The 13734-nt window shown below is 44.7% G+C and carries 10 protein-coding genes; 3 read left to right on the top strand and 7 right to left on the bottom strand.

What is annotated here, in order from left to right:
• Positions 1–5 precede the first annotated feature (5 nt).
• Positions 6–1217 (top strand): site-specific integrase, encoded by a 1212-nt coding sequence (locus tag CI959_RS06910; protein ID WP_095231403.1) that lies wholly within the window; start codon positions 6–8, stop codon positions 1215–1217.
• Positions 1218–1281: 64 nt separating this feature from the next.
• Here the strand turns inward: CI959_RS06910 and CI959_RS06915 are convergent, their stop codons facing one another.
• Together CI959_RS06915 and CI959_RS06920 are read right to left on the bottom strand one after the other, a co-directional pair.
• Entirely contained in the window at positions 1282–1575 is a 294-nt protein-coding gene (locus CI959_RS06915; protein WP_095231404.1) for a helix-turn-helix domain-containing protein, read from the bottom strand.
• A 12-nt stretch (positions 1576–1587) separates the two neighbouring features.
• Positions 1588–1791, bottom strand: coding sequence for a helix-turn-helix domain-containing protein (locus CI959_RS06920; RefSeq protein WP_095231405.1), 204 nt, complete (start codon positions 1789–1791; stop codon positions 1588–1590).
• 497 nt (positions 1792–2288) lie between these two features.
• Between CI959_RS06920 and CI959_RS22095 the strand changes: the two genes are divergently transcribed.
• Positions 2289–2462, top strand: coding sequence for a histone H1 (locus CI959_RS22095; RefSeq protein ID WP_215710725.1), 174 nt, complete (start codon positions 2289–2291; stop codon positions 2460–2462).
• A gap of 65 nt (positions 2463–2527) precedes the next feature.
• Positions 2528–4486, top strand: coding sequence for an ATP-binding protein (locus tag CI959_RS06925; RefSeq protein WP_095231406.1), 1959 nt, complete (start codon positions 2528–2530; stop codon positions 4484–4486).
• Positions 4487–4566: 80 nt separating this feature from the next.
• On the opposite strand, the gene CI959_RS06930 is transcribed toward CI959_RS06925, so the two are convergent.
• The 5 genes from CI959_RS06930 to CI959_RS06955 form a co-directional block, all read right to left on the bottom strand.
• A complete protein-coding gene (locus CI959_RS06930) occupies positions 4567–4749 on the bottom strand; it encodes a hypothetical protein (RefSeq protein WP_095231407.1) in 183 nt (60 codons plus the stop codon).
• 2368 nt (positions 4750–7117) lie between these two features.
• Entirely contained in the window at positions 7118–9772 is a 2655-nt protein-coding gene (locus tag CI959_RS06940) for a fimbrillin family protein (protein WP_095231426.1), read from the bottom strand.
• A gap of 195 nt (positions 9773–9967) precedes the next feature.
• Positions 9968–11104 carry a fimbrillin family protein gene (locus CI959_RS06945; RefSeq protein WP_095231427.1) on the bottom strand — a complete coding sequence of 379 codons (1137 nt, stop codon included), beginning with the start codon at positions 11102–11104 and terminating at the stop codon, positions 9968–9970.
• 66 nt (positions 11105–11170) lie between these two features.
• Positions 11171–12115, bottom strand: a complete 945-nt coding sequence (locus CI959_RS06950; RefSeq protein WP_095231428.1) for a DUF5119 domain-containing protein — start codon at positions 12113–12115, stop codon at positions 11171–11173.
• Entirely contained in the window at positions 12112–13362 is a 1251-nt protein-coding gene (locus CI959_RS06955; protein ID WP_095231470.1) for a DUF3575 domain-containing protein, read from the bottom strand. Before CI959_RS06955 ends, CI959_RS06950 begins: the two co-directional genes overlap by 4 nt.
• Positions 13363–13734: the final 372 nt, after the last annotated feature.

Here is a 13734-nt window from a genome sequence, read left to right on the forward strand (position 1 = left end):
TTATCATGCGCAGTACATTCAAGCTTTTATTCTACATCAACCGTAACAAGGTAAAATCGGACGGCACGACCGCCGTCCTCTGCCGGATCAGCATCGACGGAAAGAAATCGGCTGTCACGACAGGCATCTATTGCAAACCCGGAGACTGGGACAGCAAGAAGTGTGAAATCAAAACAGCCAGGGAGAACAACCGCCTTGCCGCCTTCCGCAGCCGGCTGGAAGAGGCGTACGGGAACCTGCTGAGGAACCAGGGAGTGGTCACGGCCGAGCTGCTCAAGACCACCGTATCCGGTACCAATTCCGTGCCGGAATACCTCCTGCAGGCCGGAGAGGTGGAACGCGAACGGCTCAGGGTCCGCTCCAAGGAGATCAATTCCACCTCCACCTACCGCCAGTCGAAGACCACGCAGCTTAACCTCAGGCAGTTCATCGAATCCCGCGGGATGAAGGACATCGCTTTTTCGGACATCACCGAAGAGTTCGCCGAATCGTTCAAGGTCTTCCTCAAGAAAGAGCTGGGACACAGGAACGGACACGTGAACCACTGCCTGTGCTGGCTCAACCGGCTCATCTACATCGCCGTGGACCGGGAAGTATTGCGTGCCAACCCGATAGAGGACGTGGCATACGAGAGGAAAGAAGCACCTAAACTAAGGCATATCAGCCGCAGTGAACTGAAGCGGATGATGGAAACCCCGCTGCCCGACCCGATGATGGAGCTGGCGCGCAGGACGTTCATTTTCTCCTCGCTGACCGGTCTGGCCTACGCGGATACGAGGGCTCTCCATCCCCGTCACATCGGAACGACCTCGGAAGGGAGAAGGTATATCCGCATCCGCCGCGCCAAAACGGACGTGGAGGCGTTCATCCCGCTGCATCCCATAGCCGGACAGATACTGGATCTTTACAACACCACGGATGACGACAGGCCGGTATTCCCGCTGCCGGTCCGCGACGTCCTCTGGTACGAGGTACATGGAATGGGCGTGGCGTTAGGTATGAAAGAGAACCTGTCCTACCACATGGCCCGGCATTCGTTCGGAACCCTGACACTGACCGCGGGTATTCCGATAGAGAGCATCGCCAGGATGATGGGCCATACGAACATCGACAGCACGCAGGTCTACGCCCAGGTCACCGACCGGAAGATATCCTCGGACATGGACCGGCTGATAGAAAGAAGAAAGCCTGCGGCTTCCTTTCCGGCCGCAGGCTAAATAAAAATTGCCGTCGGAATCGTAAATGCAATTCCGGCGGCAATCCTTAAACTTGAATACGATATTATACCAATGCAGGGTGATAATTCTCCTCCAGCAGCCTCTCGATGTCCGATTGCCTGTATAGGATCTTCCCACCGAGCTGGATATAGGGAATCCGTCCTTGATCCCTATAATCCTGCAGGCACCTGCGGCTGATCTTCAACATACCGGAAAACTCCCTGTCGGTCAGGAACCGTTCCCCGTTGAAGGGAGGACGGTTGTCACGGGCAAGACGCTCCATCTTTTTCTCCATGTTGTCCAGCAGGGCAAAGAACCTGCGGACACGTTCGTTCTCCTTGTCGATAATGCCTTCCATCTCTTCCGCTCTTTAAAGGTTTTCGTTCTTCCTTCTTTCTCTCACCTCCTTCTCCTTGCGTCTGATGCCGACGTAGACCATCAACTTCTCCACATCCCCGGGCTTGTAATAGAACTTCCGCTGGAGGCGGGTGAACGCCAGCCGTCCGGTATCGCGGAGGGTTTGCAGGGTACGTGGCGAAATGTCAAGGCGCAGGCAGACATCCTGACCGTCCAGTCACTCTCCGGATTCCTTACAGCGGTTTCTCTCATACAGTCTGTCCACACGTGCGGACAGGTTCTCGGCACGTGCCAGCATCCTCTCAAGGACACCGGCCTCGATGTAGCGTATTTCCATATTCCTAACTCGTTTAAATGTCAGTGCGAATATAAGGGAAGAAACCATGAGAGGCAAGCACGACCAGCACACTGGCAGGAATAGTCATGGATAGTCGGCTATTGTCATGCGAAAGAGGTAAAGAAAAAAAACTCCACCGTACAAAATAAGTATCAAAAAAATGAGTATAAAATCTCTGGAGTGCTCCATATAGGCTAAGAACTTTATCATTGCGATTTCAACAAGTGGTTCCAAACGAGAAATTGCTCCTGAACCTTATTTGTCCTTCGTAGTCTTTTCAATAAAAAGAGACTAGAACATTTAATTATTTGGAATTTAAATCTTATTTTTGTAACTATGATTATAAAATCACTGGTCAATAAACACTTTTTAAGGATATAAACAAACTTCTTGTTGACATTCAGAGAAAATTTGCCGTTTTTCAAAAAGATGTGGAACAGCTGGTTTCCAAAGGCAACAATGTGGCAGGTATGAAAGCACGTAAAGCTACGTTAGAATTAAGGAGTTTGCTTAAGGAATTCCGTAAGATGTCGGTTGAAGTGGCCAAGTGATCTTTTATCGTCAAGTAGAATATATGTTGAGTTTAAAATAGCCTTCAAAAAATTGTAGTATCATCATGGAACAGAAATCAAACGTTCAATACAGGGCAGAGAAAGAATATAAGAATAGCCGTGAAAAATTCTTTCTTTTATTAAGAGAGATAATTTCCAATTCCATACATGCCGTTTTAATTCGGCAAAATAAAGAAACGAATTTTATCCCTCAGCTAGACCTAAATATTACTTTTGATGAAAATCAATGTAAAATCGAATTAAGGGATAATGGTGAAGGCTTTACAGAAAAAAATCGTCTCTATTTTGAAGAACTTGATAAAAAAAACCTGGAAAAGGAGCAGTTTAATTTCCATCCTTTGGGCCAAGGGAGATTGGCTATTGTATACTTTACCGACTCATCTGAATATGAAACGGTGTATAAGGATAAAGATGGTACATATCAAAAGCGAACCATTCCATATCCAAATACATCTGATGGACTTTTTAATTTTGATGAGTTTGTAGAAGAGATGCCAGAAATAAAAGATACCTATACCAAGCTGACAGCATACTTAAACAAACAAAACACATTAGGACGAGCAAAAACTTTTTTTTATAAATACCCAAACTCAAAAGCATTTAAACAATGGTTTATAGAAACTTTTTTTCCATTCATTGTAACCAATGAACAGCTTGTAGTAAATATTATTTTCAATGGAGAGGATGTTACTGTAAAAAAAGGAAATATTGAATCTGAAACAGAAAGAAAACCCTTTGAAATCAATCTCGCAGAGGGTAATAAATCTTTTATGCTATGGTTGATAAAAAAAGGAACACAAATGCATGGAGAGAATCCGGTAACCTGTTTTGCAAGGAACTTGAAAGCGGATTTATCCAATGGGAAATTAAGTTATTCAATTGATAATAATGACGGTTATTTATTGTATTTAACATCGGAATATTTCGATGAATATGTCGACACAAAAGGCGAAAAAATAGAAATCCCAATTGATGATATATTAAAAATAAATAAGAAAATAAGTGAGATCTTGGATATTGAATTTAGCTCTATTATAGAGAACAACCAAAAGGAGACAAAGCGTAATTTAAAGAATTTCAAAAAGAAGTACCCCTCGCTTGAGACATTTATTGAAGATAGTAATATTATCGATGATAAAAAGATAGTAAATGAGAAAGATATTGTACAATCTGCTATTGACGAGAAGAGTAGGATAGAGAAAAAGTTCTGGAATCAAATAGATAGAGAGTTCGAAAATGAAGAAGATAAACTTTTTAGTGATTCTGAAGAATGTTATAAGCTTTTAAACTCAAGTTTGCATATATATGTCAAACATCGAGAAAGTGTATTGAAACGTTTGCATATGTTAATTCAAAAATTTGATGAAGACGGAAATGATAAATCAGAATTAGAAAGCTCTGTACATGAACTCTTTATTAAAAGAGGAACAACTTTAAGTGATTCTTCAAATATCAATCATTTACATAATCTTTGGATTCTGGATGACAAGTTCACAACATTCTCAAACGATTTCAAAGTTAAAAGCACCAAGTCAGGGCAACCTTTGTCAGATGTTTACATTTGGGCTGATGACCCAGAAAAAACAAAACAAATTCTGATCCTTGAGTTAAAATCAACAACAAACGCACATAATGCAGGAAATACCAAAGAAGGAATGATAGCACAGGTTAAAAGATACGCTCACGATTTTTATAAGCATCCACATAAAACATTGAATTGGACTGTGAATACGGAGCAAGTACAATATACAGGTATCATTCTTGCTAGGAAATCCGATATAGACAAGGAGTTGACATCCAATAGTTTTAGTGGCGGATATAAACCTATCCCATTCCTTGCAAATTCATATTACTTTGAGGACAATTTTTCTAAGGATGACAATCCGAGAAATAAAATGGATATTAGGATAGAATTATATTCCTTTGAAGACATTTATGAACTTGCATCAAATAGAAACGATGTATTCTTTAAACTATTAAAGAAAGAATTTGATATTGAATAAGTTAATGAGAAAGAAGAAGGGAATAAAATATTTTTTAGGATAGGAATAAACGGAATTCATCGTTTTGAATCATTCATTACCTACTCAAAAGAAAGCAAAATACGGTGAGATGTTAAGGAGTAGGCAGACATCCTGATCGTCCAGTCATTCTCCGAGTTCATTACAGCGGTTTCCCTCATACAATCTGCCACATGTGCGGACAGGTTCTCGGAGCATGTCCGCATCATCTCAAGGACATCGGCTTCAATGTAGTATATTTCCATGCGCTCAATTTTTAATGTTCATTGGTGCGAATGTAAAGAAAGAAACGATACCTGCCAAACAAAATCAGTCCACTAGCAGGAATAGCCATGGATAGTTAGTTTTTGTCATATGGAAAAGAAAGCCGAAGCAGGGCTGGATTCACTACCCCCTTTGGCGTATGTGAAAGGAACGTTGCTATGAAAGAAAAAATTCCTCTTCACACATGGATGAAGCAACGCTGAGAATTCGACAATAAAAAGATGTGGCTTCTCTGCCCGGGTAAATGCCATGATTACAGAGTTTTTCATGTTTCTATACCATCAGGCCGATTACCTTCAAATTAAAAACTTATCCAACCTGTGGCAGACCCGGATGGGAAAGGCAATGATACCGCTGAATACGCATATAGCCATATGCCTAAATATAGAGATACGACGATAACGATAAGCCCTTCTATCGGAATAAGGATATAGCGGGATACACGGATAACCATATATGATTATCGGAACAGCGATATGGCAGGTTGTGGGTATATGACAGCGTCCATATACCTGATTTCGTTTTTTTTATTATCGGTATTTCAAATGTTCCAAAAAGCTCTTTTACAGATTACCATCCGGGATGATCACCTAAATTCACATGTACCAGACTTTCTATTTTCTTGATTACCAAACAACCAGAATACCAAAAAACAGGATACCCTGAAATCCTTTTTCCCTAATGACAATCGGAGAAAGCTACCATAACAAACATTCTTGTACCTGATGGCATAATATACCTAAACAGCCTTTTGACGGCTGATTGACCAGAACTTCAGATCCGAGCTTGTTTCCCAAAACAGCCGGTTATTTGTCGAAATCTGTCATTCTGTAACCGTCCCTGCCATCCGTTTTTTCTCTGTGGACGTTGTCTTTTTTTCTCGTGGTATTATGGTCATGTTACCGGATGGGAAGAGCCATCTCCATCACAACCATGAATTATAGTGTAGCCATATTTGTATATAGCCGTATGATACGCTATCCGGATAATGCTATTACAGAATTGCAATATAGCTGGATATTAAAATAAGGATAGCCGGAAGCGAAGGGAGCACGCACCTTTCCGGATACAGATATCTTAAAATCTCCATTTACAGAAGTGTATAAATATCAATTCACTAATGGAGAACTATAAAGAAAAACATAAGTCACACATGGCTACCTGTCATTCTCCATTTGCAGATGTGTATAAGTAGCAATCCGTTAATGGAGACGATGAAAAAACAATCAGGCGTATACGGCTACCTGTCATTCTCCATTTGCAGAAGTGTAGAAGTAGTAATTCGTTAATGGAGAATAAGGTATGTAAAGGGCAGATTTTCCGTATATTCGCCTCCTTATCCCCGAATTATGGGCGTAAGTCACATGGTTATGGAGATATATCTATCTTTTAATGGGGAGAACAGCCGGCAAATATCTGATGGAAAAGCCCCACAAAACACAGGAAAATAGCCACACAACAGTCTGATACACAATAATTATTGGATAAACGTGGTCCGCTCCTGCGGACAGCAAGTTGTGTTTTCGTTTAACCGAAAACGAACGGTTTAACGGCGAATACGCCGACAAACCATTTCAGCCTTTGCCTCCGGAGTCGGTATGTTTATAAGTGGAAAGACAACCGCATTAAAAACAGAAGCAATTTACAATATTAAAAAAATCAGAAAACTTTTTATGGAGTATATAATCTATAAAAATATTACATAACCATCAAGTACAAAATCTTATTCAATCAGTGATTGCAAGGATTGTGGAGCTTGATTTTTCCTATAATATTTCATGTCATCTACTGTTATGAATAAATACCATTGTGATAAATCTGGAAGCTGTATCTGGTATGTCAAAGATATTATTTCATAGAGAGGAGATCATAGACTGCAGAAAAGACGCCACCACAAACAAAATTGAAACAGCTTCTCAACTTATTTTATTCTTACCAATCAGGATTTGTTTCAGAAGTGAATTTTTAGACATTTCTACATTGGATATAGGATACAGATACATCTTGTCACTCCATGTAAGCTTGTCAACAAGCTGACAGGTATATTCCTCGCTTTGGCGGAAGTAATATAATAATTGTCTATATTGTAACCTCTGCCGGTCTTTCTTTCTACAGGCATGAATGCCACCACCATGTCCCATGACCTGATAGAGCTTGAGGGAGTTACCTTCTAATATGAGTACTGTAAATTTCATGCTTATATTTCATGATATCTTTATGAAATTCTGCTCTTCTCCTTATTATTAGCATAGACGTAATTCCCCAAGGGCCCTATCTTGAGAAAACCCTTGAGGAATAATTTAAATCAACCAAACAAATCCTTGTGTTTCTACCTTCTATCTCAAATCCTTACTCTTGACAAGAACGCACCCCAAACCCGACAGCCCGATAGTTGGAGGTGCTCAAAGGGATCACTTGCAACGAGCTGAAGTACAGGTAGTGACCCTTGGTCGGGCTGGACGGAACCGCCGACCAATAGAAGCCGTCGCTACTAACGTTGCTCACCATGCCATTGGAACGGTAGCGATACCCCGACGCAGGGAAGAAGATGGTTTTACTCTTTGAAGAATCAGTGTAGAAATTCCATCCCTTCAAGGAACTGCTGCTCCACGTTCCGTTGATTTCAGAAGACGTACTTGTACTGCCTCCGGTTGTTGTGAATCCAGTGAAAACATTACCGGGAGGAAGTTTGAAGCCCACAGGAGAGGGATCATAGACCGTTTTTACAACAGGATTGTCATTGGCGGTATAAACGGTGTTATCGACACTCCAGAGATTCGCATAAGCATTATCGCCAGAAACTTGATTCTGCATCACATCGGGTTTGAGAATATAGTTCATAATACAAGTAACGCCGGCAGAGAAGTTCTCTGTTGCAGGATTGCTTTGGGAAGAAGTGCCATTCTTGTCATACCAAGTTTTATTGGTATCGGCCAATCCGTTCGAAGGACGCAACGGATCTTTACGGCCCCACTGATAATAAGGATGATTGCCTCTTATTGTGATTGAAGCCGAGACTTGTCTGATGGTCACTTCCTTGCTTGCGTCTCCAGCAGTGAATCTCACCTTGCAACTACGCTCTGCATAAGTTGTGACATCATCATCACACCAGCCGAGATTGACAGGCATAATATTGTATTTTACGTTTTGGTAATTGGTTACCTCAATTACATTGTCGATGTTCTCATCGGTCACCCAGATATGCCAGGACCAAAGTACGTTGTTACTTGCATCCTTGATTGCGATGACGGCATTGCCTTGTTGGATAGAAAAGCGGTCCACTTTGAAAGAGATATTGCCGCCATTGGACCCGGCGTTGTATTTTATATCCGTAACCAGGTCCATCACATCCTGCCAAACCAGTTCGGCTTTAGCCGGTGTACATCCATTATTATTAGCGATGTATGGATCGGAGATCCCCGCCCCGGTATGATTGATGAAATTACTCAGAATATTGCTTCCGGTATTGCCTGTCTTATAGGCAGACTCGTTGGTTGAACGATTTTTAAGGGCATTCCCATATACCAGAGGGAAAGAGTAGTATCCCGGAGCGCTGACAACGTAGCAGTTGGCGGTATTTTCATCTGTTGGACCGCCATCAGTCTGGTTGGAGAGGTTATAGGGAGTATCTGCAGTCCCTTTGGCTGTCGCATTTTGCAACGCGGTCGTATGGGGGGATGTATCCGTACCGGTCTGTACGCTGACCGTTGCATCGTATGGCTGTGCAGAAGTCCCGCCGGCTCCGGATGCCGTGAAAGCGGTCAGCCACTCCGGTCGGGTGTCTGTCCAAGATACTCCGTTATCTACTGAATATTGTGCGGTCCATGGGGCAGCTTCTTGAACCCCTTTGGTGTTCTCACGGTAGCTGGTGACACTGTATGGCTGTGTACCGCCGGTATAGGTAAAGTCGGCTGGCCCCGAGACGGTAAGCGTGTAGCTCCAGTTGATGGAACTGCTGGAAATTTTATAAGTGACAGTCTTGCCAACAGGCCAGGATGTACCTTTGATGTCAGCGGTCAGCGTGTGGTCGATGCTGGAATTGTCAGTGAATACCACTTCGAGTTGTGCACCATCCGGAAGAGTCTGCGGAACCATCATGAAGGTCTGCGCTTCACTCGTGAGCGCCTCGTCAGGTGTGCCTGTTGTCACTTTATCCAATGTCTGCGAGAAGGTGGCAGGTGTATCCAAATCACTCCAGGTCTGTGTCCCCATATTGTAAGTCCCTTTGGAATAAACGTTTTTCAAACTGACGCTCTTTACGGTACCTACCTGCATGTCATCTCCGCACACGAACCTGATGGCGGTAAGGGCATGATTGAAACTAAGGGCCACGGCAGTGTTGGTGTTGCCGGCCAGTTCATCCGTCTTTGCCACGAGAAGGTCTTTTTGGTCGTTGACATCGCTCGGAATAGTGACGCTGATGGTGGGAGAACCTGCCTGTGTCCTGCCGGAAAGTACGTACTGAGTGTTGGCTGTCGGAGCATAGGCGAAGAACTTCATTTTATATGAAGAACCGGGCCAGTAATGGGTGGAGGAAAGCGTATAGCCGCCGTCGGACTTGCTGGCTGTGGCGTTGTAGAAGTAGTTGGGAGTTTTGTCTTCGCTCCAGGAACCGGTATACGAGTAAGCCGAGACACCGAAACTCTCGTACATGTTGACATCCTTTATGGGAGTGGCACGGGTAAGAACGCCCCTATCAGGCCGGCTGTCCGAAGGAGGGAGGGCGATGCTGTCGGTGTATAAGGTGTGTAGGTAAAGAGAAGTGCGACCGCCTTGTAAAGATGAGACGCTGCCCTGTGGCATGTCTGTTCCTGTCATGGTTCGTGCCGATGGACCCCAGCTGGATTGTATTACAGGGGTAAAAGAGATACTTGTGGAAGTTTTACCGCGTTCCAGATCATCCTCACAGGAGGAAAGACAAAAAATACCGGCGACAAAGACGAAAGGCAGCAGACGCGAAAGGTCTGCTCTGCCAGAAAGAAATATAAATCGTCTCATATACATATGACATTAAAAAATGTGTATCAATAATATAAACATCGAAAATAATTATCTCGTAAAATATCCGGCAAGGAACGGACAGGGTGAAAGATATACGGCGATCCTCCACTTGCCCTCTATATCAAGAGCGATCCCTGTCCAATCCTATCCGGACACTGAGAGAGTCAATTCACATTGAAATGAATCACAAAAATCAAATTACTTCATGTCAATATCCATCGGTTGGTCTTGCCAATCGTCAACCGTTACAGTGAAATATATAGGTTTGCCCAGAATAGGATCGCCGGGATCGTCATCGGTTGGATCGGGATCTACATCTGGATCGGTCGGGTCCGGATCAGGATCCACCTGGCCTCCTCCTCCATTATCACCGCAGAAGTTCAGCGTATAGGTGTATTTCTTGCCCGGTTCCCAGTTGGTATCGATTGGCACTGCGGAGAATGCATATTTTCCGTTCTTATTGTCTGTATCTGTCGGCTGAGGATACAATAATGTTTCATTAGTGCCATCCAAACTGGAAATACGGCAAAGTACGGACAGGTAAGCCCCGGTTTTATCGGCGTTGCCAGCCCACTTTGTCAGTTGTTGCGGCAGAAGCATGAAATTATCATCCCCGAACATGATGGATTGGGCGTCAGCCGTCAGTGTCACAGGGCTATTTCCCTTGATATAGTAAGCCTTCTCATGACCTCCATCTTTTCCTGACCAGTCTGCCCATTGAGATTGTTCTAAAACATATGATGACAAAGTTTCTGTTTCCGGAAATGTGAACTTCGCCGATGTCGCCGCATTCACGATCCGGACACCTATAATCTCTATCTTCATATTTGCATTGGAACATTTGGCCTTTACTTCAATTTGAGAAAGGGCATGCTTGAAATTCAAGGGAACTCCCGACCCTTCATTGTCAGCCTTCGTGCCCTTATTGTAAGCAATGACAAGGTCTTTTTGCGCTGCGACATCCTGCGCAGGAGAAAAGCCGGTTATACTCTTTCCTCCATTGTTTATGTCGACTGTGCCACCAGGCGTTTGAGGTGCATATGCGAAAAAAGCGAGCCCATAACTCGGCCAATAATAAGTGCTTGCCGTTTCCCAGGAATTCCCGCCATCTGGAGAGGTGACTTCCAAATTCGTGAAATAATTGCTGCCATTACCAATAGCTGTTACATTGAATGCCCCGAGATTGCTCAAGGTTGTTACCGCCTTGGTACGCGCCTTATCCAAAGACGCGCGGAAAGAAATACCTCCTCCTTTGTTCACGTCAACAACATCGTCGTTGGTACACGAGGCTAAGGCTACAGCAGCCATAGCCGAAAATAAAAAATACTTTTTCATAAAAAATTAAAAAGGTTTAATGAATAAAATTTCGAAGATTCTATATCAATAAATACACATTTTACATCACATTATAACATCCACGTCTATATTCTGCCATTCATCGACCGAAGGGTGGAATCCTCCACCATTTACGATCGGCTTCGGCAGGGAGAGACCATCCAATAAGATGTAGACATCCCGCGGATCGGCCGCTTCGTCAACCTGTTTGCTGACGTCAAAGGTGTAATAATTCTTGCTGCCGTCAGCCATGATAGCGTAAATCACCAGCTTGTGCGCCGGTTCTCCCATCCCCACTTGGCCGAAAGCCAGAAATTCCGCCGTTAGCGTGGAGATCCCGTCGGAAACCACCTCGAATGGAACGGTCGCCGGATCCGGCGTAAGTTCGTTCCGACCGACCCGAAATCCTCCCGACAGGCCCGATAAGGATCCGGAAAGACCCTCCGGAGAAAGATACTTCAGGTTAGACACGTTCCGGATCTCCACCCGGTAACGGCACACCGAAAGTTCCGGATAAAGGGTTACCGTCTGCTCTTCCTTGGATATTTCAATGGCCAGATCGTCCAGGCGCTCGCTGTATAGCCGGTCCGGAGACCTGGCAATGCGTTCGTCCCACGTGCCTTCTGCCCGGGGAACCGAGGTTGATGAACCTACTGCCAGAGCGCCGTCCGGAGCGTAAGCCTCAAAGCTGTCAAAGAGGTCTATGTTGCGGTAAAGAACGGACTCCGTGTCCGAATTGACACACAAGGCCCTATAACGGCCTGCCGGTACGTTAATATATCCTCCCCGGTAATCCGTGAATTCGTAGGCCTGCGCCTTGCCGCCATCCAAAGGGAACAGGTACAGGCGCATGGTCTCCGGTTTGGCATCGGGTGCGTGCACCCAGTCGAAAACCACGTGCAGCCCGGCTGTATGGGAATGGTCATCACACAGTTCCTTATGCTCGCATGAACTGAATACCAGAACCGCTGAAATGAGGAACGCTTGCAGGATATAAGTCATCTTGTTCATTGTTTACCTCCTTTCTCCTGATTGTAATTGCCCCGGCCCAATAACCATACCAGCGAGATCTCCGCTTTGGTCGGGCCCACCCACTGCCGTGTCCTCGTTTTCTCCCAAACGTAGCAGGCATCAACCGGAACATACTCGTAACATGTTCCGCCCAAATATCCCAGGCCCAGTGAGAAATCAAGGTTCAGCCTTCTGGCCACGGGCAGGGAATAGCCATATTCAAAACCGACACCGTAATGGGCCTTATCCCACAATGTCCCTCCGGGACGGCCACCCATATAACCGCGCCTCCCGAATTCGAAATCATAGGTTAACAACTGGCCGTAAACACCGACGTGGTGGCCGGTCAGTGGTTTATCGGATGCACGCTGACCGAAATATTTGCGCAGGCCGACTTCCCCGCCGTACACCCGCCAGTAACGGTGGCGCCTGTCATTTTTCCACCAGCCGTACATCCAGTTGCCCCCCAGTGTCCATCCCTTGCCAAGAGCGAACTCCACGCCGATGTTCGGCACAAGCAGGGCGTCATAGACAAGGTTCGTCTTGAGCCCCATGTAGAACGGTTTGGAAGGTCCGGCAACAGGGACGGGGAGTTGGACCGTATCACGAAAAACAATCACCCTCTCAACCGTATCACGAACAATTACCGTATCAGCCGGTTGGCCTTCCGTTGCTCCCACCGGGGGGGCTAGCTCTTTTTCCATCCCAACAGGAGCAAATTCGCATTCGACCACCGAAGTGTTGCGGAGCTCGGGGAAAAAATGTGCATGCATGTATCGCCATGCCTGTCCGCCCCTTAAATTCATCAACTGCCGTTTGCGGGAATCCACGACAACACCGTTACGGGTCACCCATACAGGGGTATTGCGAAGGATACGCAACACTTCCTCCCGACAGGGCATATCCGATTCCTCGACAAGAGAGGTTAAGCCCTCCCAATCCTCCCCCAAAGAGACGGTTGTAAATACCGAATCCGGCAAGAAAAGACGCTCCTGAAGAATGGAACGGAAAGAGGCGAGCCGTTTATCTGACAGACGTCGGTTAAAGGTCAAGCCCCCTTCGGGAGAGGCACCGGAATGCAGACTCAAACGGCACAGCACGGCTGTTGCTTGCCGGGCATGAATCCCTGCCACAAAGGCATCCAGGCGCGAACCGTTCTCCCCATAGGAAAGATCCACAACGGAACTGCCCACAGGAAAGCAGATACGGCAACGCAACGTATCACTTCCGTAAACTGCCGCATCCATCTTCCAGATAGAGCAGGACAAAAAACAGAAAAATAAAAAAAATCTCATATTTATTTTAATTATTTATTATAATCAAAGAGAAGCTGATAAGACAGGAAAAAAGAGATAAAAAGTTTAATTTGTAAAATGTTTTCATGGAATACTACGGCTTAATAATTATTTATGATTTGTGTCAAAAATTACAGCGCAAAGAAAAATAATTAAAGTCAGACATATATTGTCATTTCGGCTCTATTATTTACCATTTACACTCAAGATTACTCCTTTTTATCTATATATCCAAAGCAAACTAAACTGATTCCAATTGACAACGAAAGATATCGGCTGGGGATTGTTCTTTGGCGTCTGTTAGATCACTGTTTCGTTTCCTGT

Source organism: Parabacteroides sp. AT13, from assembly GCF_002272965.1.
GTDB classification, from domain to species: domain Bacteria; phylum Bacteroidota; class Bacteroidia; order Bacteroidales; family Tannerellaceae; genus Parabacteroides; species Parabacteroides distasonis.